22 protein-coding genes and 2 pseudogenes are annotated in these 19,572 nt (G+C 55.5%); 10 read left to right on the top strand and 14 right to left on the bottom strand.

The window, feature by feature from the left end:
- The first annotated feature begins 52 nt into the window (after positions 1-52).
- Positions 53-1,417: a GntP family transporter gene (locus tag ACLEXF_RS03470; RefSeq protein WP_004206005.1), complete on the top strand. Its 1,365-nt coding sequence runs from the start codon at positions 53-55 to the stop codon at positions 1,415-1,417.
- A 26-nt stretch (positions 1,418-1,443) separates the two neighbouring features.
- On the opposite strand, the gene ACLEXF_RS03465 is transcribed toward ACLEXF_RS03470, so the two are convergent.
- The gene (locus tag ACLEXF_RS03465) at positions 1,444-2,352 is read right to left on the bottom strand and encodes a helix-turn-helix domain-containing protein (protein WP_407259804.1); all 909 of its coding nucleotides are present in this window, start codon (positions 2,350-2,352) and stop codon (positions 1,444-1,446) included.
- 311 nt (positions 2,353-2,663) lie between these two features.
- Between ACLEXF_RS03465 and kbvR the strand changes: the two genes are divergently transcribed.
- On the top strand, positions 2,664-3,275 hold the full coding sequence (gene kbvR, locus ACLEXF_RS03460) for a LuxR family transcriptional regulator KbvR (RefSeq protein WP_004206009.1): 612 nt from the start codon (positions 2,664-2,666) through the stop codon (positions 3,273-3,275).
- A gap of 29 nt (positions 3,276-3,304) precedes the next feature.
- Here kbvR and ACLEXF_RS03455 read toward each other — a convergent pair whose 3' ends face one another.
- Positions 3,305-3,415, bottom strand: coding sequence for a small membrane protein (locus ACLEXF_RS03455; protein WP_256658447.1), 111 nt, complete (start codon positions 3,413-3,415; stop codon positions 3,305-3,307).
- Between the two features lie 407 nt (positions 3,416-3,822).
- Here ACLEXF_RS03455 and ACLEXF_RS03450 point away from each other — a divergent pair, with 407 nt between their 5' ends.
- Positions 3,823-5,040, top strand: coding sequence for a diguanylate phosphodiesterase (locus tag ACLEXF_RS03450; RefSeq protein ID WP_135730166.1), 1,218 nt, complete (start codon positions 3,823-3,825; stop codon positions 5,038-5,040).
- Between the two features lie 20 nt (positions 5,041-5,060).
- On the opposite strand, the gene ACLEXF_RS03445 is transcribed toward ACLEXF_RS03450, so the two are convergent.
- The 3 genes and pseudogenes from ACLEXF_RS03445 to ACLEXF_RS03435 all read right to left on the bottom strand — a co-directional run.
- Positions 5,061-5,573 carry a 2-oxo-tetronate isomerase gene (locus ACLEXF_RS03445; protein WP_205436907.1) on the bottom strand — a complete coding sequence of 171 codons (513 nt, stop codon included), beginning with the start codon at positions 5,571-5,573 and terminating at the stop codon, positions 5,061-5,063.
- Between the two features lie 169 nt (positions 5,574-5,742).
- A complete protein-coding gene (locus ACLEXF_RS03440) occupies positions 5,743-6,216 on the bottom strand; it encodes an Hsp20 family protein (RefSeq protein ID WP_017900339.1) in 474 nt (157 codons plus the stop codon).
- A 450-nt stretch (positions 6,217-6,666) separates the two neighbouring features.
- Positions 6,667-6,759: pseudogene (locus ACLEXF_RS03435) on the bottom strand (hypothetical protein); the annotation flags it as partial.
- On the opposite strand from ACLEXF_RS03435, the gene ACLEXF_RS03430 reads away from it, so the two are divergent.
- Both ACLEXF_RS03430 and ACLEXF_RS03425 read left to right on the top strand, forming a co-directional pair.
- Complete coding sequence (locus ACLEXF_RS03430) at positions 6,719-6,814, top strand: YnaM/YnfT family protein (protein ID WP_272481999.1); 96 nt, start codon at positions 6,719-6,721, stop codon at positions 6,812-6,814. The pseudogene ACLEXF_RS03435 and the gene ACLEXF_RS03430 overlap by 41 nt on opposite strands.
- A gap of 338 nt (positions 6,815-7,152) precedes the next feature.
- Positions 7,153-7,824 (top strand): SOS response-associated peptidase, encoded by a 672-nt coding sequence (locus ACLEXF_RS03425; protein WP_407259805.1) that lies wholly within the window; start codon positions 7,153-7,155, stop codon positions 7,822-7,824.
- A gap of 78 nt (positions 7,825-7,902) precedes the next feature.
- Here ACLEXF_RS03425 and ACLEXF_RS03420 read toward each other — a convergent pair whose 3' ends face one another.
- The 4 genes and pseudogenes from ACLEXF_RS03420 to ACLEXF_RS03405 all read right to left on the bottom strand — a co-directional run.
- Positions 7,903-8,439, bottom strand: coding sequence for a GNAT family N-acetyltransferase (locus ACLEXF_RS03420; RefSeq protein ID WP_004206018.1), 537 nt, complete (start codon positions 8,437-8,439; stop codon positions 7,903-7,905).
- A gap of 110 nt (positions 8,440-8,549) precedes the next feature.
- Complete coding sequence (locus tag ACLEXF_RS03415) at positions 8,550-9,239, bottom strand: VIT1/CCC1 transporter family protein (protein WP_032455996.1); 690 nt, start codon at positions 9,237-9,239, stop codon at positions 8,550-8,552.
- A gap of 51 nt (positions 9,240-9,290) precedes the next feature.
- A complete protein-coding gene (locus tag ACLEXF_RS03410) occupies positions 9,291-9,872 on the bottom strand; it encodes a cytochrome b/b6 domain-containing protein (RefSeq protein WP_004206021.1) in 582 nt (193 codons plus the stop codon).
- A 199-nt stretch (positions 9,873-10,071) separates the two neighbouring features.
- A pseudogene (locus tag ACLEXF_RS03405) lies at positions 10,072-11,481 on the bottom strand (M3 family metallopeptidase); the annotation flags it as partial.
- 130 nt (positions 11,482-11,611) lie between these two features.
- On the opposite strand from ACLEXF_RS03405, the gene ydfG reads away from it, so the two are divergent.
- Positions 11,612-12,361, top strand: a complete 750-nt coding sequence (gene ydfG, locus ACLEXF_RS03400) for a bifunctional NADP-dependent 3-hydroxy acid dehydrogenase/3-hydroxypropionate dehydrogenase YdfG (protein WP_004206024.1) — start codon at positions 11,612-11,614, stop codon at positions 12,359-12,361.
- A 91-nt stretch (positions 12,362-12,452) separates the two neighbouring features.
- Positions 12,453-13,139 carry a GntR family transcriptional regulator gene (locus tag ACLEXF_RS03395; RefSeq protein WP_004206025.1) on the top strand — a complete coding sequence of 229 codons (687 nt, stop codon included), beginning with the start codon at positions 12,453-12,455 and terminating at the stop codon, positions 13,137-13,139.
- 51 nt (positions 13,140-13,190) lie between these two features.
- On the opposite strand, the gene ACLEXF_RS03390 is transcribed toward ACLEXF_RS03395, so the two are convergent.
- The 4 genes from ACLEXF_RS03390 to ACLEXF_RS03375 all read right to left on the bottom strand — a co-directional run bounded on the left by ACLEXF_RS03390 (position 13,191) and on the right by ACLEXF_RS03375 (position 17,383).
- Positions 13,191-13,622 (bottom strand): universal stress protein, encoded by a 432-nt coding sequence (locus tag ACLEXF_RS03390; RefSeq protein WP_004206026.1) that lies wholly within the window; start codon positions 13,620-13,622, stop codon positions 13,191-13,193.
- A gap of 267 nt (positions 13,623-13,889) precedes the next feature.
- Positions 13,890-15,353, bottom strand: a complete 1,464-nt coding sequence (locus tag ACLEXF_RS03385) for a mannitol dehydrogenase family protein (protein ID WP_048294823.1) — start codon at positions 15,351-15,353, stop codon at positions 13,890-13,892.
- A 269-nt stretch (positions 15,354-15,622) separates the two neighbouring features.
- Positions 15,623-16,906 carry an MFS transporter gene (locus tag ACLEXF_RS03380; protein WP_205608556.1) on the bottom strand — a complete coding sequence of 428 codons (1,284 nt, stop codon included), beginning with the start codon at positions 16,904-16,906 and terminating at the stop codon, positions 15,623-15,625.
- A 114-nt stretch (positions 16,907-17,020) separates the two neighbouring features.
- Positions 17,021-17,383, bottom strand: coding sequence for a YnfA family protein (locus ACLEXF_RS03375; RefSeq protein ID WP_200928066.1), 363 nt, complete (start codon positions 17,381-17,383; stop codon positions 17,021-17,023).
- A 108-nt stretch (positions 17,384-17,491) separates the two neighbouring features.
- Between ACLEXF_RS03375 and ACLEXF_RS03370 the strand changes: the two genes are divergently transcribed.
- Together ACLEXF_RS03370 and speG are read left to right on the top strand one after the other, a co-directional pair.
- Complete coding sequence (locus tag ACLEXF_RS03370) at positions 17,492-17,833, top strand: DUF1283 family protein (protein ID WP_004206035.1); 342 nt, start codon at positions 17,492-17,494, stop codon at positions 17,831-17,833.
- Positions 17,834-17,899: 66 nt separating this feature from the next.
- Positions 17,900-18,460: a spermidine N1-acetyltransferase gene (gene speG / locus ACLEXF_RS03365; protein WP_004206037.1), complete on the top strand. Its 561-nt coding sequence runs from the start codon at positions 17,900-17,902 to the stop codon at positions 18,458-18,460.
- Here speG and ACLEXF_RS03360 read toward each other — a convergent pair.
- Positions 18,454-19,164 carry a YnfC family lipoprotein gene (locus tag ACLEXF_RS03360; protein ID WP_017900332.1) on the bottom strand — a complete coding sequence of 237 codons (711 nt, stop codon included), beginning with the start codon at positions 19,162-19,164 and terminating at the stop codon, positions 18,454-18,456. The genes speG and ACLEXF_RS03360 overlap by 7 nt on opposite strands.
- A 101-nt stretch (positions 19,165-19,265) precedes the next feature.
- On the opposite strand from ACLEXF_RS03360, the gene ACLEXF_RS03355 reads away from it, so the two are divergent.
- Positions 19,266-19,535, top strand: a complete 270-nt coding sequence (locus ACLEXF_RS03355) for a DUF1161 domain-containing protein (protein WP_407259806.1) — start codon at positions 19,266-19,268, stop codon at positions 19,533-19,535.
- Positions 19,536-19,572 lie beyond the last annotated feature (37 nt).

Raw genomic sequence — 19,572 nt, 5'->3', positions numbered from 1 at the left:
CAGTTCTAAAAATATAACTCTCTGTATACCTGTTAATACCCGAGGCAAAACTATGTCGACATCGGCGCTGTTACTTATTGCGTTAGCCAGCGTAGTGCTGTTGCTCCTGCTGGTGATCAAAGCGAAGGCGCATCCTTTTGTGGCGCTCCTGATCGTCAGCCTGCTGGTGGCGTTCGCCACCGGCATTCCGGCGGATAAAATCATTACCACCATTGAAAAAGGGATGGGCGGCCTGCTCGGCCATATCGCCAGCATTATTATTTTGGGATCAATGCTGGGGGTGCTCATTGAAATATCCGGCGGCGCCGAATCGCTGGCGAAAACGCTGACCGGCGTGCTGGGTTCTAAACGGACGATTGCCGCCTTAACCATCGTCGCTTTTATTCTCGGCACGCCAGTCTTCTTTGAAGTCGGCTTTATTATCATCATTCCGTTAATTTACGGCTTCAGTAAAGTCGCTCATATGTCGCCGTTGAAGTTTGGCCTGCCAATGGCCGGAGTGATGTTAACCGTCCACGTGGCATTGCCAACCCACCCTGGCGCGGCGGCCGCGGCAGGTATTCTGCATAGCGATGTCGGCTGGCTGATGCTGGCGGGGATTGGGGTGTCGGTCGTGGTGGGTATCGTGGGTTATTTTGTCGCCCGGTCGATCAATCAGCGCCATTATCATCTGTCGATTAACGTGCTGGAACAGCAGCAAACGGCCGAGGTGCCCGACCTCTCCGTCAACGCGCAGCAGACCCGACTGGCGCCGCCGAATGCGCTGGTTATCGGCGGGCTGATCGTGGTGCCCATCGTGCTGATTGTTTCCGGAACGCTCTGTCAGGCCTTGCTGCTGCCGGAAAACGCGATTCGCCAGCTGATGACCGTCATTGGCACCCCGCCCGTCGCCCTGCTGATCTCCCTGGGCCTGGCCAGCTGGACGCTAGGCATCCGGCGGGGTATGAACCTGAAAAAGCTGGGAGAAGTGACCGGCAGCGCGATCCCCTCCTCGGCGGACGTTATCCTTGTCGCCGGCGCCGGCGGCGCCTTTGGCGGGGTGCTGGTCGCCTCCGGCATCGGCAATGCCTTAGCCGAGGCGCTGGAGACGATTCATCTGCCGCTGATGCCCGCCGCTTTCCTGCTGTCGCTGGTGCTTCGGGCCTCGCAGGGCTCGGCCACCGTGGCGATCCTCACCACCTCCGGCCTGCTGTCACAGGCGGTTGCCGGGCTGGAGCCGCTCCAGCTGGTGCTGGTGACGCTGGCGACCTGCTTCGGCTCACTCGGATTGTCACACGTCAACGATGCCGGATTTTGGGTGGTCACGCGCTATCTGGGGCTCTCGGTGCCGGACGGACTCAAAACATGGACCGTACTGACAACCATCATGGGGGTGACGGGCTTCCTCATTACCTGGCTGCTGTGGTTTTTACTGTGAAGTTTATTTGGGTGGCTCCGGCCACCTTATTGGGTCCCCCTCGCGGGGACTGACTCATTATCGCTGCCCGGCTGCTGAGCCGCCGCTTTCAGCGTCACCGGTATAAAATAGCGTACGTGATAGCACCTCTCTTCTGTATCTCCGCCTTCCGTATGGCGTGCCATGAAACATTCTATGTCATACCCGTCGCGACGGCTTACCCCCAGCGTTGGCAGCAGATCCAGATAGAGATCGCTGGACAAACGGGCATAGCGTGACCAGCTGCCGTAGAAATCAACTCCGACATAGAGTCCCGACCGGGCGGTCAACGTGGACGATGGCTTTCGCGTCTCATGACAACCAACAAAGGCGTTAATCTCGACGTTAAGCTCATTTTGACGCGCCGGGGCGTAATCAGAGAGTATGGAAAGCGAGCCTTCTCCGGTGGTAAAAAAACGGTCAACCTTTTGTCTGATAGCCGTCTTGGCGGTGCGTTGCAGCACCATATCCGACAGGCGCAGTTCATACTTCATCGGGTAGCCATAATAGACCCGCTCCGGCAGGGAACAGATCCGCGCCAATGGCAGACGTTCATCATCAGGGGAGAATTTTTTTAACAGTTTTGCCGTATCCCAGTGCGCTGCGCATCGGTATTCCCGTGGCGAAAGCGAGAACCGTTTCTTAAACTCGCGGGAAAAGGTCTGCGGCGAATCGTAACTTAACTGCCAGGCTATAGCGGCGATCGGTTGCCGCGTTAAGCGCAGACTGACCGCTGCGATGGTCAAGCGCCGCAGGCGAATATACTGCCCGATGGGTAACCGGCCGTATTGATAAAACACCTCGTACACAAACCGACGCGAATAGCCCATATACTGTGCCAGGTCATCGATCGCCGGGTTACAGTAGATATTATCCTCCAGCCACGCCAACATTTTTAAATAGAGCTTCTGCTTCATAAGCACTACATACTTCCTGTAATCTTGTCCTCCGCTAATTCTAACAACAGATACTGGCTATCACTAAGCTTTTTATGCATCGCAAAAATAAAAAATCATCAAAACGCTTAAAACGCTGATCGATATATCCTTAACATTTTGTTTATTAGGAACTTTCGCATACCAATACACCGATATCTCACTTTTCCAGGCAGATATTGCATTAATGAAAAACATCCCTTAGATTACCCCGGCTAAAAAACGTCTGCACCTCACCATTATATTCTTTAATTTATTCTGACACCTTTTTTAATACCCAACAGGGAAGTTATATGACGAATTTTTTGATCAATATAAAAAATCACTATTTGCGGGTTGCTATTGCGGAACTGGTGGATGAAGCGATGAAGACCTACGGGGGATCAGAGTATCAGTTTTCTCAACAATGGAACGCGGATGGGATGGCGCAAGCTAATGTGATCTTCACGGAAATGGTGGCGGGAGAATGGTACCTGTGTCATGACCTGTTTCAGCATGCCCCAGAGCAATACACGCTTTTTATTTTTCAGGATAATGAACAAGCTACCGCCGAAGAGGGTTTACCCAACTGTCTGCGGCAGGCGGTGTTTATGCCTCCCCACGCTCCCGTTCAGCTTCTTAAAGATGAGATAGCCAGCGCGATTCAGCGCTCCCTGCCACCTCATCATGACCCATCCTTCAATCGCCTGCGGCGTTGCATCAATTGCGCCTGCAAGACGGTCAGCGATGCGCAAACCAAAGTCATTTACGCATTCAGTATTGGATTAAGTCCGCATGAAGTCGCCGCGGCGCTTAAAATTAGCCATAAAACAATTCATTCGCATAAAAAGAATATTATGTGCAAGTTCAATTTAAACAGCCGCCAGCAATTTAACAACCTCGTAAAACTACTCGCAAGACGTTAATACAATCGCCATTGTATTACCTCTGCAGATTATCTTCTGGAACGGAAGACGTAGCGTCTTTTGCGTCTTTCCCGAATGTAAGAAACACCACTCCACAAAGAAATAACGGGACAGAGAATCAGGCATAAAATAATAAACAAGTCACTCGTAGCAGACCTAAAAAAAGAAATTTAACCTGGACTGATATTATGCATTCTATTTTATCGAGGCAAGACCAGCATCGCTTTTTGAGAGCGTGAAATAGAATGGTAAGATAATTCCTGGTGACGAGTATTAACCGGCTAGTTAATACGCTGAGCCAATATTTCAAAAAGGGCGATCGGTCTGTTTGCCCTTTTTTGCATTGAGCATGCGAAAAAGATAGCTAAACTTTAGATTCCCTGTAGAGTGAAGGTAGTCACCAAGTGAAACTCACGTTCTGCGTGCGGACATCACGGTTAGTTAAAGGGCACCAAACACAGACTCCCTATTTGGGGGGCAGGCCATACTTTTCTCAACATGCGCTGTACAGGCCATCGCAGCTTTGCTGCAGCGACCGGAATGACTAATGCTAACCACCCTGATTTATCGCAGCCAGGTTGATCCTGACCGCCCGCTCACCGATCTCGACGCTTTAATTCATCGCGCCTGCGGGAAAAATACGCCCCTTGGCATCACCGGCATTCTGTTGTTTAACGGCCTGCAGTTCTTCCAGGTGCTGGAAGGGAGCGAAGAGAGTCTGGAGTCGTTATTCCACGAAATACAAAGCGATCCGCGCCATCGCGATGTGGTTGAGCTGATGCGCGACTATTCGGCCTACCGTCGCTTTCGCGGCACCGGGATGCGCATGTTGGATCTCCGTCTTTACGATAACGATGGCGCGCTGGAGGAGATCCTGCGCATTAGCTCGTTCGGGGTCACCGAGCCAATCAACGACCGGATGTTCCGACTGATTAACGCCTTTATCGCTAACGGTGGGCGCTATTGTCTCCCCGAGCCGTTGCAGCCTTCTCGCTGGACGATGAAGGCCGCCGCGGGCACAGCCACGCCGCGTCATCTGCCCGATCAACCCTGCCAGTTTGCCTTGCAGGCTATCGTCGAACCAGCGAAAAAGCGAATCTCCTCCTTTGAAGCGCTGATCCGCAGCCCTACCGGCGGATCCCCTGTGGAGATGTTTGCCGCCATCCCGGCGGAGGATCGTTACCGTTTCGACCTCGAGAGCAAAGCATATGCCTTCTCTCTCGCAGGTCAGCTACCGCTTGGCAAACACCAACTGGCCATTAACCTGCTGCCCGGTTCGCTGTATAACCATCCTGACGCCGTCGGCTGGCTGATGAAGAGCCTGCTGGCGGCCGGCCTCAGGCCGGATCAGGTGCTGATAGAGGTCACCGAAACGGAGGTGATCACCTGCTTCGACCAGTTCCGCAAGGTGCTCAAAGCGCTGCGCGTCGCGGGCATGAAGCTGGCCATCGATGACTTTGGCGCGGGTTACTCCGGCCTGTCGTTACTGACCCGCTTTCAGCCTGACAAAATTAAAGTGGACGCAGAGCTGGTGCGCAACATTCATATCAGCGGCACCAAGCAGGCGATTGTCGCCTCGGTCGTCCGCTGCTGCGAGGATTTAGGCATCACGGTCGTGGCGGAAGGCGTTGAAACCCTGGAGGAGTGGTGCTGGCTACAGTCGGTTGGCATTCGCCTGTTTCAGGGCTTCCTGTTCTCCCGGCCTTGTCTGAATGGCATCGGGGAGATTCTCTGGCCGGTAGAGCGCCAGGCTGCGGATCTGTAAGGGCGCAGCGTCCGGTAGCGTCACTGCCAGTGGGCGAGTTTTTCGCCCAGCGCTGCCATGGCGAAGCGCACCGCTTGTGCCACCACTGCCTCGCAGTCACCGGTAAAGCGCATCCGTTGGGTTTCGATCTGGCCGCGAAAGTTCCATGCAAACCATACCGTCCCGGCGGGAGTTCCATCCTCCCCTCCTTCCGGCCCCGCATAGCCGCTGATGGCGATGGCGATATCGGCCCCGGCTAACGTCAAAATACCGGTCGACATTTCCTGAACGCACGCTTCGCTGACAGCGCTATGTACCGCCAGGGTTTCCGCGCGGACCTGGAGCACGTTGCGCTTGGCTTCATCGCTGAAGGTAACCACGCCGGTATCATAAAAGGCCGCGGTATCAGCCTGAGCACAGAGCGCCGCCGCCAGATTGCCACCGGTGCAGGATTCCGCCGTGGTCAGTCGCCAGCCTCTCGCAATAAGCGCCCGGGCCACCCGAGCGGTCAATTCATGGGTATTTTGTGCGTCTTTATCGATTTGGTCCATCATTCTGACACCTCGCCGACTTTTAGAAGGAACACAGCCTCACAGGCCCTGTTTACAGGATAGCATATCGATTTCTCTGATCGCCGGGAGACCGTTTACGCCTCCTTTAGCGGATAATATAAAGGCCCGCAGCGCGGGCCTTGAAATGAACAACTTTAGGACAGAGGCGCAATCAAACTTTATGCTCGATCACCCTGCCTTGATTCTCAATCGCAATTTTGCGCGGTTTTTCGCTCTCGGGTATTTCCTGATGGATAGCAATTTTTAAGATCCCGCTATCCAGCTGCGCCTGATTAATCTGGGCGTGTTCAGGAAGCGAGAAACTGAGCTGGAAATCAGCCCGACGAATGCCTTTATAAATCCAGCCCTGGCTGCCGCCGGAATGATTTTCGGTTTGCGCGCGTTTGCCGGTAATATGTAAATTACCGCCTACGGTCTCAATTTCCAGTTCATCATCTTTCCAGCCTGGTACGCTGACGCTGAGCAGAAAATTACTGTCATCCACTTTCTGTAAATCGTAGGCAGGTAAGGTACCCACCGGCGTATCGCCAGTTAACTGGCTGAAAAGACGGTCAATACGATTAAAGCGATCGGCAAAAAGGGAATCAGCAAATACCGGGAGTGCTGACAAGGTTTTGAGTGCCATCATTAACCTCCTGAATATCCATTCAAAAGCTCAACATAAAGGCAAGCATTGCTTGTCCGCTATATAAAATAATAGCTAAAGCGCGTTTTTCAAGACCTGAAATAAAAATTTTCTTCGTCAGTCACCGTGAGAAATAACCAGGTCAGGTGGCAAAGTAACCCCCGCCCGACGGCGGGGGTGTGGTGCTTCTGAGTCCCATAACTGATGCTGTTTAACATTCAATAAACAGAAGCGACATGTATATATAACTTGTACAATGGGATGTCAACGCCCGAAACACGACGCATCCCCCTGCCAGTGGCTTCCTGCAACAGCGCAGGGAGAAACACGGCTCCCCGCATTATCCCTCCGTCAAGAGCGGTGCCTCGATATGACATCCGCCTCGCTGGCGCCAGACGGAAAGACGCTGGTGAAAAGATAATCCGCCAGGGAAGGAACCTTTCTCGTCCCCCCGTGCCTAATAATCTGCATACGCACTTTCTGAGGCATCATAATGACCAGCATTTTTATCTCTACCACCCTGTTCGCCCTCTTCGCGTCGATGTTGATCGGTCTGGGGATGGTATGGAGAGGCATCTCCAACAACCCGGATAACTAATCTTTTTCTACGCCGTTGCCTTTCGTCTGTTGCAGCGGCGGGTAAACACCCCACCTTCAACTCCATCTACACGCCTTGTTCAGGCGACATATACTCAGTACTTGCGCCTGCGTACATTTTTCGCAATAGCAATTCACATGGTGAATACGTAACTTCAATTAATATATTTCAGGCCAGAATTATGGCCTGCAATATCGGCAACTTAAACAGTATGTGCCCAGGCGTCAGCCTTACGCCTGAGGGAAGGGATCACAATCGCATGATTTCAAAATCATTTCTCACAACGCCCCCTCCCTGATGAACTATACTTTCCTTTAGACATTATGCTGGAGGTGGCGATGTGCGGACGTTTTGCGCAAGCACAGACGCGGGAAGAATATCTGGCTTATCTTGCCGAAGAGGCTGAATACGATATCCCCTGGGACCCGGCGCCGATTGGGCGGTATAACGTGGCACCCGGGACAAAAGTGTTACTCCTGAGTGAAAGGAATGCGCAACTCCACCTCGATCCCGTTTACTGGCGTTATGCGCCAGGATGGTGGGATAAACCCCCGCTGATCAACGCCCGCGTTGAGACCGCAGCCACCAGCAGGATGTTCAAACCGCTGTGGCAGCACGGGCGGGCGATCTGCTTCGCCGACGGCTGGTTTGAGTGGAAAAAGGCCGGAGAGAAAAAGCAGCCCTACTTCATCCAGCGCAAGGATGGTCAGCCGATATTTATGGCCGCTATTGGCAGCACGCCCTTCGAACGCGGGGATAGCGCCGAAGGATTTTTGCTGGTGACCGCTGCCGCCGATCGCGGTCTTGTCGATATTCATGACCGCCGGCCGCTGGTCCTGGCGCCGGAAGCCGCCCGGGAATGGATGAGGCAAGAAGTCACCGGCGCGGAAGCGGTGGAGATTGCCTGGGACGGAGCCGTCACCGCCGACGATTTCATCTGGCATGCGGTATCGCGGGCGGTCGGCAATGTGAACAATCAAGGGCCAGAGTTAATTGAGCCAGTAGAATGAACGCATGATTCTGTGAGCAATCCCCACCTGATGCGCCGGCTGCGGTGCGATCCAGCCTTGCGAATAAGCGCCCGCGGGTTACCCCGACTGGCTTAACCACTCGCTTAAGGTCAACGAATAGAGCAGACTCGGCGGCGCATCTTTTACATCAGCAATATCGTTAATGTACCTCATCCCGGCTTTCTCGAGAACTTTCTGCGAAGCCAGATGGTTAGCCCGGACAACCGCTGACATCTCCGCAAGTTTAAGCGCCTCGAAGCCATATCTTATCGCGCCAATCGCAAACTCGGTGGCCAGTCCTTTTCCCCATGCCTCAGTGGAAAACCGATATCCGAGATTGTTAATGGTGACATCGTTATAACTGCGTAGACTTACGCCGCCAAAGCCAATGATTTTTTCCGGGGTATCACGCGCCGATATGGCCCAGTTGCCAAATCCGCGATCGTGCCAGTGGGCAAGCCAGCGCTGGAGAACCGTACTGGCATAGTCAATATCCGGATAGGGCCCTGCGGGGTTAAAGGTATTTGTCGCCGGATCGCCATAAATTCGGTATAGATCGACAACATCTTCAGCCATGACAGGGCGAAGACGCAGGCGATGAGTCTCAATATGCAAACGTATCTCCTTGACGAATGAGGTGGGCAGTGCTCCTCCCTGCCGATCAAAACCCCACGATGAGCTCAACCAGTGATGAGGAGCGGTCGAGGAACAGACCCTCGACAATTCTACAATAGTATCTGCCCGGCGATACGCCCAATCCCCATCGAAAAAAGCATGGCCAGCGAGCTCCAGAACGTAATTCTGATGATCGCCCTGACAGGCGGTGCGTTACTCACAACGGAAGAGAGATAGCCCAGCGCAGCCAGTGAAAAAAGTGTAGAAAAGAAGATAGAGATGGATATCAATTTTGCTGGCGATAACAAGGCAACGATCAAAGGCAACCCCGCCCCGACGGAAAAACTCACTGCCGAAAAGAGAGCCGCCTGCAAAGGTCGCGCAGAAAGGACATCCGTTAACCCCAGTTCTTCGCGGGCATGAGCCTCCAGAGCGTCTTTAGCCATAAGCTGCTCTGCTACCTGCCGGGCAAGCGCTGGCTCCACACCACGTTGGATATAAAGTGATGTCAACTCCCGCACCTCTCCCTGATAATCGGCGTCAAGCTCGCTTTTTTCCTGGGCAAGCGCCGCGGCTTCGGTATCCGCCTGGGATGATACCGAAACATATTCTCCTGCGGCCATAGACATGGCGCCAGCAACCAGCCCGGCGACCCCCGCCAGTAGTACACCCGAAGAGCCGCTGTTTGCAGAGGCGACGCCGAGCACCAAGCTTGCGGTTGAGACAATCCCGTCATTTGCTCCCAGAACCGCAGCCCTTAGCCAGCCGACGGTTTCGATGCTGTGTCGTTCAAGATGCATGTCGTTTCCCTTTAAATACGCATCCTCATCGGAATTAGAAAGTGCAGAACATTAATCAATAATCGCTTGTTTCCTTTGACGGCGAAAGGAGAGAAAGATATGCAGCACTCCCATCGCACCATGTGCCCAGAAATAGGTTTCAATGAACACCGTCAGAAACTTATGCCAATGAAGGACTGTTTCCGCCAGCGACGGTGACGCCCATGACGCGGTGTCCAGTACAAACCAGAGTCCACCACAGAGTGCGACCGCTAACAGTGCCAGTACGCCAAGCCCCTGAATCATTGCCGCTATGCCCCCGGCATGGGCTTCAGGAAGACGAAATGTCATCAGCTGTTTACTGTCTTCAACCACACCACGAAAATCAAACGTCGACCAGGCAAAATAGTATCGAAACCCGCGCGTATTAAGCATCCAAACCAGCATCACCGCACCAAGCGCAATCAGCGCTAATCCCGAGACAATATGAAACCATGTGACGACCCCGGTAATATTCAGGTCGCGAAGCGCCTCACTTTCAGTGAAATTAGAGCTAATAATCTGCAGCAGAATCAGGGTGGCGACAATAATATGCAGCATGCGGAAAAAAGGGGTGTCTTTATGCGGTAGTGCATTACGTAACTGTTCGTTCATGATTTGGCCATTTTATGAGAGGATTGGCGAGGTCAGTATCCTGCCTGTTTGTTAATTAAACCTTAACACCCGTGTTTGCAGGGAAATAAGTGGCGCCTGATGTCCTCTTTTTCTGTGTTTGGAAAACGGACAAAGTCGCTGTCACCTGTGCCGCCCCGTTACTGCGACGGAAATATCGCCGGTATCGTTTTTTCTCAGAATGGAACAGGGTGATCACCTCATCCCATGACAACAGCGCGCTCTGCTCGCACTGCGGCCGGGTGTAGTTGCAGACGTTATAGATAACCGGGCGCTGCTCCCGCAGGGTCGACTGTTCGACAAACACGTCCATCCAGGCGCCGCCGCTCTTTGAATCGCGCGCGAAATAATCACCATAAAACAGCGCCATCCCTTCGCCATTGTGGTCGAAGATCTCCCAGACCCGCACATCCGGGTGGTACACCGGGATGTCAAAGCGCTCCACGAAGCGGAGCCCAAAGAGCTGCGATGCCGTCCAGAAGACGCCGTCCTGCAGCACGCGCTCGAGGGCAAAATAGGGTTTAAGCTGCGCGTCATCAATGGCATAGGCAGCCCGCCGCACCTGCTCGCTGTAGTAAAGCCAGTCCCATGCCTGCGCGTGAAACGCCCCGCCTTCGTTGTCGATCACCTGCTGGATGTCCGCCAGCTCACGTTCCGCCCTCGCCCGCGCCGCCGGCGCGATCTGACGCATAAAGCCCAATGCCTCCGCCGGGGAAGCCGCCATTTGATCGGTCAGCGCCCAGCTGGCGTAATCTGCCGCCCCCAGCAGTTCCGCCTGCTGCGCGCGGATCGCCGCCAGCCGCAGCACCAGACGACGGGTATCATGCTCATCGCCCTGCTGATTGCGCGTCCAGCCGGCGGCGAAAAGATTTTCCCGCGTTTGCCGGTCGCGCAGCGCAAGCAGCTGCGGCTGCTGGGTGGTGTTGGTCAGCGTCAGCAGCCAGCGATCGCTGAGCCCTTTTTCGCGCGCCGCCTCGGCAGCCGCCGCTATCTCCTCATCGTTCAGGCCATCCAGTTGATGCCGGTCATCGACCACCAGGCCGCCGCTTTTCGCCGCCCCCAGCAGCCGCTGCTGGAACTGACTTTGCAAAGTGGCCGCTTCAGTGTTCAGCGCGCGCAGCACCGCCTTCTGCGCCGGGTCCAGCGTTGCCCCGGCGTGAACAAAACGTTGCCATGTCAGGGTCAGGAGACGCAGGGATTCGCCGTCAAGCGCGAGCGTCTCGCGCTGTTCGTAGACGCTGTTCACCCGCTGGAATAAGGCCTCGTTGAGCCAGATGTCATTCCCCAGCCCGGCGAGCTCGGCGGAAAATTGTTCATCCAGTGATTGAAGATAAGGGTTGGTATGGGCGCCGGCCATGGCGAAAAAGACCCGCGTCACCCGCGCCAGCAGCTGTCCGCTCTGCTCCAGCGCCTCGAGCGTGTTGGCGAAACTGGCCGGCTGCGGATTGTCGATAATGGCGCGGATCTCCTCGCGCTGCTGCCGAACGCCCTCATCAAACGCCGGCCGATAGTGACTGTCTTCGATCAGGTCAAACCGCGGCGCCTGGTAAGGCAACAGACTGACGCTAAAAAAGGGGTTTTGTTCGGACATCTTTCTCTCCTGCACAGGCTAATCCTGTAAGATTAGGCTTCTCCTTAAGGGGTCGCAATGATTTCCGTTACCGGTCGCCGCCTGTGCGTGCTATGGTATGAAAACACAAAAAGCGTTGAGGAACAGTAAGATGATTATCATGGTCACCGGCGCCACTGCCGGTTTTGGTGAAAGTATTACTCGCCGTTTTGTCGCTAACGGTCATAAAGTGATTGCCACCGGACGTCGCGAAGAGCGCCTGAAGACGCTGAAAGACGAGCTGGGCGATAATCTTTATATCGCGCAACTGGACGTCCGCAACCGCGCCGCTATTGAGACGCTGATTGCCGACCTGCCCGCCGAGTGGCAGGCTATCGATGTGCTGGTGAACAACGCGGGTCTGGCGCTCGGCCTGGAGCCGGCGCACCGCGCCAGCGTGGAAGACTGGGAAGATATGATCGACACCAATAATAAAGGGCTGGTGTACATGACCCGCGCCGTCCTGCCGGGCATGGTGGCGCGCAATCGCGGCCATATCATCAACATCGGCTCCACGGCGGGCAGCTGGCCTTATGCCGGCGGTAACGTCTATGGGGCGACCAAAGCCTTTGTGCGCCAGTTCAGCCTCAATCTTCGCACTGACCTGCACGGCACCGCGGTGCGCGTCACCGACATCGAGCCGGGCCTGGTGGGCGGCACCGAGTTCTCTAACGTCCGCTTTAAAGGCGATGACGCCAAAGCCGGTAAAACCTACGAGAACACCGAAGCCCTGACGCCGGAAGATGTGACCGAGGCGGTCTGGTGGGTGGCCACCCTACCGAAACACGTCAACATCAACACCCTGGAGATGATGCCGGTGAGCCAGAGCTTTGCCGGGCTCAGCGTTCACCGCCAGGGCTAACCGTCAGCCACCCGGCCTGCTGGCCGGGTATGGGCGGAACCGCAAAAAACGCGTAAAATAGTGCGCATAACCCCATAAAAAGTAACCATCAATGGCCGCAGAATCGCAACTGAATCCGACGCAACCCGTTAATCAGCAAATTTATCGCATCCTCCGCCGGGATATCGTTCACTGCCTCATCCCGCCTGGCACGCCGCTGTCGGAGAAAGAAGTCTCCGTGCGTTTTGCGGTATCTCGTCAGCCGGTGCGCGAGGCCTTTATTAAGCTGGCGGAGAATGGACTTATCCAGATCCGTCCCCAGCGCGGCAGCTACGTCAACAAAATCTCCCTGTCTCAGGTGCGCAATGGTTGCTTTGTCCGCCAGGCGATTGAGTGCGCGGTGGTCCGCCGTGCCGCTGGCATGATTAACGATGAGCAAGTCTATCAGCTGGAGCAGAATCTCCATCAGCAGCGTATTGCCGTCGACCGCCAGCAGTTAAACGATTTTTTCCTGCTTGATGATGAATTTCACCAGAAGCTATCGGTTATTGCCGATTGTCAGCTGGCCTGGGATACGGTGGAAAACATCAAAGCCGCCATTGACCGCGTGCGCTACATGAGCCTTGACCATGTCTCCTCCCCGGAGATGCTTCTGCGCCAGCATCACGAAATTTTTACCGCGCTGGAAAAACGCGACGCTGAGGCAGTCGAGAAAGCCATGAGTATTCATTTGCATGAAATCAGCGAATCTGTGCTGCTGATCCGCCAGGAGAATCGCGACTGGTTTAGCGAAGAGTAAGGACCAGACGGCTGCGAAATAAGGCTGACGCAGCCGTCGTGACGGAGGGGATTATCTGACCACCAGCACCGGCGTTTTGGCGTAGCGCAAAATGGACTCGGCGTTGGAGCCCAGCAGATGGGTGGAGATCCCCGGTTTGCGGGAGCCAATCACTATCACATCGAACGCTTCGTTGTTACTGATAGCCAGAATTTCATCGCGCACGTTACCAAACACGACCCGGGTATGGATCCGTGACATTGGCAGGTCGAACAGTCGCGCCACCTCGCGCATCTTTTTCTCTGACTCTTCCTGCATATAGGCTTCGAATTTACGAATATCCGCCGTAAATCCGCGTAATAACGAACGGCTGCTGTTCGGCAGGACGTTGAGCAAGGTGATCTCGCCATTTTCCGCCGATGCGAGAAATTCCGCGTGACGCACTGCCTTATCGCTTAAATCCATTTCAAAAACATCAACAGGCAATAAAATCTTTTTATACATGGCCCGCACTCCTTTTCCAGAGAAAATGATTTTTCAATAACTTAACTATGCCATTTTTGCGGTGAATGACCAGCCATTATTCGGAAAAATAACAGCTAATTATCTTTAGTAAATCAGGGAAATATAGAGTTATGTAAGGACATTGCGTTCGATCATATTTTTAGCCTGCTAAAAGCGATCAACAGCAAAAAAGATTTATCAGCGGAACCGTGCAGAAACAGCAGAAGAGCCGGTGTCGACCCCATGACCGACACCGGGAACAAATGATTATTGCGCCTCAGCCCATGCGGCAACGGTGGCTTTCGCCCCCTGACGCTGTAGCGCTACATAGGCGCGGGTCACCGCCGAGACGAACCGCGCTTCCTGCGGCAGCTCCCGGCCAAAGATGGCCTCAATGCCCAACAGCGCTTTGACGCGCGCTTCGCCATCGGCGCTGGCGGCTACCGCCTGCTGGATCACCGGCAGCAGCGGATCGCAAATTTCGATTGCCTGGCCGGCGTCGTCAACACCGCCGACATAGCGCATCCACCCCGCCACGCCCAGCGCCAGCAGCGTGAAGTCATGCTGGTGCGTCAGATGCCAGCGTACCGAGTCCAGCATGCGCTGCGGCAGCTTCTGGCTACCGTCCATTGCAATCTGCCAGGTACGGTGTTTGAGCGCCGGATTGCAGTAGCGGTCAATCAGCAGACTGGCATAGTGTGACAGATCCACCCCCTGCACTTTTAAGGTCGGGGCCTGCTCGTCCAGCATCAGCGCCAGCGCCGCGCGGCGGTAGTTGTCATCCTGCATACAGTCGTTGATATGCTGATAACCGGCCAGATAGCCGAGATAGGCGAGGAACGAATGGCTGCCGTTGAGCATCCTCAGCTTCATCTCTTCGAAAGGCACCACATCGGCGACCAGCTCCGCCCCCGCTTTCTCCCACTGTGGACGTCCGGCGACAAAATTATCCTCAATCACCCACTGGCGGAACGGCTCACAGGCCACCCCAGCCGGGTCGCGCACGCCGGTCAGCTGTTCAATTTTATCGAGGGTTTCCGCGGTCACCGCCGGGACAATGCGGTCCACCATGGTCGACGGAAAGGTGACGTTCTGTTCTATCCATGCCGCGAGGTCCGCGTCCAGCGCCCGGGCGTAGGCGCAAACGACGTTGCGCATCACATGACCGTTTTCCGGCATGTTATCGCAGGACATCACGGTAAAGGCAGGCAGCCCTGCCGCCCGGCGGCGCGCTAAAGCCTCCACCACCACGCCCGCTGCCGATTTCGGCTGGCGCGGGTTAGCGAGATCGGCGGCGATCAGCGGGTGATCGAGCTGCAGCTCGCCGCTGGCGGGCGAATGGCAATAGCCTTTCTCGGTAATGGTGAGGGAGACAATGGCCACCTGTGGCTCACACATCGCCGAAAGCACGGCCTCGAGACCATCGACCTGGGCATGCAGCGCCTGCTTCACCACCCCGACCACGCGCGCGGTCCACGCGTCGGCGGACATTTCGGCCACGGTATACAGCAGATCCTGCTGCCGGAGATCGGCGATCTGCTGCTCGCCGCCAATCAGGTTGACTTCAGTGTAGCCCCAGTCACTGCCGTACTCGCTGGCCAGTATATCGGCGTATACCGCCTGATGGGCGCGGTGAAACGCGCCAAAACCCAGATGGACGATACGGGGGACCAGCGCGTGGCGATCGTAGCCGGGCAGGATGGCGTTAGCGGTTAAGAGGGTGTTTTCCATGGTAACTCTCGTTGTTATGTGGCTCATCAACCATTCTCTGGGAGAACTCTCGAGGAGAATGCCTTTGTGCCTCAACCATCTCACGCAATTGGTATAACATCTTTGATTTCTGTCAACTACCATACAAGAAGCTTTTGCCGGGTTGTGCTCGCTGGCGAGCGGTCACAAAATCTCTGAGATGACAGGAGAAAATCCGCCACGAAGCGGTAAGAGAAGACGGAACATGGCACAGGCCACGCCTTCCTGCGGGCCTGTTGCTTCCAGGCCGGTTAATCGATGCGGGTTTTGACGATAAAGAAGTAGCACAGCGCCCCGGCGAAGGTCACGCCGGCGGCGATCACCAGCGCCAGATTGAAAGAGTGGGTGGTATCCACAACCCAGCCGGTGACGATCGGCGCGAAGGAGGCAAACACAAAGCTGCCAAAGTTCTGGATCGCCGCCACCGACGCCACTTTATGTTCCGCCACCAGCACCTGTACCAATCCCCAGGCCGAGGTGCCAGCGAAATGGACGCAGAACAGCGCCATGGAGATAAACGCCACCGCCTGGGTCGGCGAGTTTGATTGCACCACCAACAGTGTGCCGAGCGCGGAAAGCACCAGTCCGGCTACAATCGCCGTTTTGCGGGTTTTCGCCAGATCGTAGCCTCTGCGCGCCAGCGCATCGACCACCAGCCCATTGACCCACATGCCCACCGCCGCAGCGAGAAACGGGATCGCCGCCACCCAGCCGGTTTTAGCAAGGCTCAATCCCTGCTGCGCCTGCAGATAACCCGGCAGCCACGCGATATACAGCCAGCCGGTATAGTTCACCCCGGAGAAGCCGAGGATCATCCCCCAGGTGGTACGTCGTTTAAACAGCGCCAGCCATTCGCTCAGTTTCAGCGCCGGTCGTGCCGCCTCCTCGCTGGCCAGATAGCGTTGCTCCTCCTCCTGCAGGGTGAATTGCCGCCGGTTACGGTATCCCACATACCAGCACAGGCCGACCAGGATACCGGCTAAACCAATCACCACAAACATTGTCCGCCAGCCCCAGGCCAGCTGCATGATGACCAGCGCCGGCGGGGCGACGGCCTGACCCAGTACCGTCGAGGAGTTAAATATCCCCACCGCCGTGCCGCGCTCTCGTTGCGCATACCAATCGTTGATCGATTTCACGCCGGCGGGCATAAACGGCGCTTCGCCGATCCCGAGGCCAATGCGCAGCAGAATAAAATGCGAGAACGAATTGACTATCCCGGTCAGGGCCTGCATCGCAGACCAGAATATTAGCCCGGCGCCCAGCACAACCCGCGGTCCGAGGCGATCCAGCAAAATGCCCGAGGGCAGTTGCGCGAAGCCGTAGGAGAGCGAAAAAGCGGAGAGCAGCACCCCGAACTCGGTGGCGCTCAGACCCAAATCGGCGCGTATCGCCTCCCCGGCGACGCTCAGGGAAGAGCGGTCCAGAAAGTTAACGATACCGGCGATAAACAGCAGCGTCAGGGTGATCTTCTGCACCCGACGGATGCGCAGCGGCGTTGCACCCGCCTGTGGGGCAAATGTCTCAATAGCCATCGTTGTTCCTTACAGAGTCATAACCCAATATGATGTCTGATAAGTAAGGCAACAGGTCGACTACCATACAAGAATTAGGGTTTAAAAAAGTGGCAGGGATCACATTAGACGGGCTTATGCCCGTCCCCAGCCCGCCACGATGATCAGCACCCCGCACAGCGCGATGGCCGCCCCCGCCCAGTCATAATGGGTTAGTTTGACTCCGTCAACGACCCGCAGCCAGAGCAATGCGGTACAAACATACACACCACCGTAGGCGGCATATACCCGCCCGCTGGCGGTTGGATGGAGCGTCAGGAGCCAGACGAACAGCCCCAGCGCCAGGCCGGCGGGGATCAGCAGCAGCGGCGTGGCCCCGCGTTTTAACCATAGCCACGGCAGATAGCAGCCGACGATTTCACACAGAGCGGTGGCAAAGAACAGCAGCGTGGTTTTGAGCATTAAAAGATTCGTAAAAGAGACAAAGCGTTGAACTATTCTACGCGATAATAGCCCTTTCCCTATGCTGTTTTGTCGGCTATGCCCGGCAAAACAGCTGTAGTAAACTTAACCTGAGGGTTAACCCATCACCTAAAGGAAATCGTGATGAACATGACACTGAACAAACGCTGGTGCCTGACCGCCATTCTGGCGTTAAGCGCCGTGGTCTATACCTCCAGCTCATTCGCAGCCACCGACCGGCTGGTGATTGAGTCAGGCGACAGCGCGCAAAGCCGTCAGCAGGCGTCGATGGAAAAAGAGCAATGGAACGACACCCGCAGCCTGCGCCAGAAGGTGAACAAACGGGCGGAAAAAGAGTGGGACAAAACCGATGTCGCCTTTGACGCGCAGGATAACTGCCAGAAGAGCGCCAACGTCAATGCCTACTGGGAACCAAACACCCTGCGCTGCCTTGACCGCCGTACCGGCCGGGCGATCAATCCCTGAGCACGCTGGCGCCTGCGGGCGCCGCCTTTCCGTCCCCTCTTTTCCGCTTTGACCACAGGAATTCCCATGACCGACGCGCTACACGTCAGACTCCGCCCCCTTGAGCGCGAAGATTTGCGCTTTGTTCACCAGCTCGACAACAACGCCAGTGTGATGCGCTACTGGTTTGAAGAGCCCTATGAAGCCTTCGTTGAGCTTTCCGATCTGTACGACAAGCATATTCACGACCAAAGCGAGCGTCGCTTTGTGATCGAATGCAATGGCGATAAAGCCGGACTGGTGGAGCTGGTTGAAATCAACCATGTGCACCGCCGGGCCGAGTTCCAGATCATCATCTCGCCCGACTTCCAGGGAAAAGGCCTCGCCACCCGCGCCGCGCGGCTGGCGATGGACTATGGCTTTACCGTGCTCAATCTGTATAAGCTGTATCTGATTGTCGATAAAGAGAATGAAAAAGCGATCCATATTTACCGCAAGCTCGGCTTTATGGTCGAGGGTGAACTGATCCATGAGTTTTTCATTAACGGCGAGTATCGCAACACCATCCGCATGTGTCTGTTCCAGCATCAGTATCTGGCGGAACACAAAACGCCGGGGCCGTCCCTGCTGAAGCCGACGGCTCAGTAATAATCAATGCGGTTTTTAATCGTGTAGTGGCGGGTCAGCGGCGGCTGGACGCTTTCATCGATCACCTGCAGCTCACAGCTCAGCGGATTGTCATGACGATCGTAGTCGCAGGTCTGGCGCACTGTGCCCAGCGTGCGGTCGTTGAAGGTGCTGATGGCGGTATAGTCCATTTTCTTGCGCGGATCCTTCGACGGCGTGGAGGCAACGGTAAATCGCTCCTCTTTGGCGGTGGTGGTTTTCCCCAGCGGATAGCCATCGCTGTCGTAGCGGTAGGTGGCGGTGGTCTCTTTGCCGCGGGCGCTGATAATAAAGCCGTTATCATCCGTTTCCCAGCTAACGCCGGTGGCGGGCATCTCCGCCAGCTGACATTTCCCCTGCAGACGCAGCCGCTTCTCATGGGTGCGGCCATCGACGTAATAGTTGGCGTCCAGCAGCAGCGTAGCGCCGGTGTTATTCTCCACATCCTCCAGCGTCAACAGATCGAAACATCCCTCTTTTGACAGCTGCGCGCTCACCTTTTTGACCACCACATCGTGTTCGTCCAGTAGCGTCTGGCTAAAATCTTTCACCGGTCCGCGCAGCGGATCGAACTCAAATTCATTGGAAAAACTCGCCATCTCCGGGGTGAAGGCTTCCGGGACGCTTTCGCGGTCGCACGCCGTCAGCAACAGTGCGGTCGGGATCAGCCAATACAGTCTTTTCACAGGTGATTCCTTTTGTGTACATCCAATCATATTAGCAAATACAATTGTTTACACCAGTTCTGCTATGCTTAAATCTGGATAACATCGATAAGGAGCGTAAGATGAAACTATCCCTCTGGACAGGCGCCGCGCTGCTGCTGTGCTCCACGACCGTACTGGCGGCCCCCGACTCCTGTGAACGGGTCAAAAATGATATTCAACAGAAGATCATGAACAATGGCGTACAGGAAACGGCCTTCAGTCTGGCCATTGTGCCCAACGACCAGGCGGACCAGCCCGGCGCTCAGGTGGTGGGTCATTGCGCCAATGACACCTTCAAAATCACCTACACCCGTAACAGCGACAGTCTCGCCGAAAACGACGCTCAGTAAGCCCTCTTTGCTTTCAAACGAAAGATCTTATCCCTGC

The organism is Klebsiella pneumoniae complex sp. WS1778 (genome assembly GCF_049472055.1).
Classification (GTDB): Bacteria; Pseudomonadota; Gammaproteobacteria; order Enterobacterales; family Enterobacteriaceae; genus Klebsiella; species Klebsiella quasipneumoniae.
The sequence above is the reverse complement of the archived record's forward strand: the minus strand, read 5'-3'. Positions and strand labels throughout refer to the sequence as shown.

Excerpts from the sequence above, each read along its gene's own strand:
- ACLEXF_RS03470 (WP_004206005.1), top strand. The coding sequence starts at position 53 with ATGTCGACATCGGCGCTGTTACTTATTGCGTTAGCCAGCGTAGTGCTG.
- ACLEXF_RS03465 (WP_407259804.1), bottom strand. The coding sequence starts at position 2,352 with ATGAAGCAGAAGCTCTATTTAAAAATGTTGGCGTGGCTGGAGGATAAT.
- kbvR (WP_004206009.1), top strand. The coding sequence starts at position 2,664 with ATGACGAATTTTTTGATCAATATAAAAAATCACTATTTGCGGGTTGCT.
- ACLEXF_RS03450 (WP_135730166.1), top strand. The coding sequence starts at position 3,823 with ATGCTAACCACCCTGATTTATCGCAGCCAGGTTGATCCTGACCGCCCG.
- ACLEXF_RS03445 (WP_205436907.1), bottom strand. The coding sequence starts at position 5,573 with ATGATGGACCAAATCGATAAAGACGCACAAAATACCCATGAATTGACC.
- ACLEXF_RS03440 (WP_017900339.1), bottom strand. The coding sequence starts at position 6,216 with ATGGCACTCAAAACCTTGTCAGCACTCCCGGTATTTGCTGATTCCCTT.
- ACLEXF_RS03425 (WP_407259805.1), top strand. The coding sequence starts at position 7,153 with ATGTGCGGACGTTTTGCGCAAGCACAGACGCGGGAAGAATATCTGGCT.
- ACLEXF_RS03415 (WP_032455996.1), bottom strand. The coding sequence starts at position 9,239 with ATGCATCTTGAACGACACAGCATCGAAACCGTCGGCTGGCTAAGGGCT.
- ACLEXF_RS03410 (WP_004206021.1), bottom strand. The coding sequence starts at position 9,872 with ATGAACGAACAGTTACGTAATGCACTACCGCATAAAGACACCCCTTTT.
- ydfG (WP_004206024.1), top strand. The coding sequence starts at position 11,612 with ATGATTATCATGGTCACCGGCGCCACTGCCGGTTTTGGTGAAAGTATT.
- ACLEXF_RS03395 (WP_004206025.1), top strand. The coding sequence starts at position 12,453 with ATGGCCGCAGAATCGCAACTGAATCCGACGCAACCCGTTAATCAGCAA.
- ACLEXF_RS03390 (WP_004206026.1), bottom strand. The coding sequence starts at position 13,622 with ATGTATAAAAAGATTTTATTGCCTGTTGATGTTTTTGAAATGGATTTA.
- ACLEXF_RS03385 (WP_048294823.1), bottom strand. The coding sequence starts at position 15,353 with ATGGAAAACACCCTCTTAACCGCTAACGCCATCCTGCCCGGCTACGAT.
- ACLEXF_RS03380 (WP_205608556.1), bottom strand. The coding sequence starts at position 16,906 with ATGGCTATTGAGACATTTGCCCCACAGGCGGGTGCAACGCCGCTGCGC.
- ACLEXF_RS03370 (WP_004206035.1), top strand. The coding sequence starts at position 17,492 with ATGAACATGACACTGAACAAACGCTGGTGCCTGACCGCCATTCTGGCG.
- speG (WP_004206037.1), top strand. The coding sequence starts at position 17,900 with ATGACCGACGCGCTACACGTCAGACTCCGCCCCCTTGAGCGCGAAGAT.
- ACLEXF_RS03355 (WP_407259806.1), top strand. The coding sequence starts at position 19,266 with ATGAAACTATCCCTCTGGACAGGCGCCGCGCTGCTGCTGTGCTCCACG.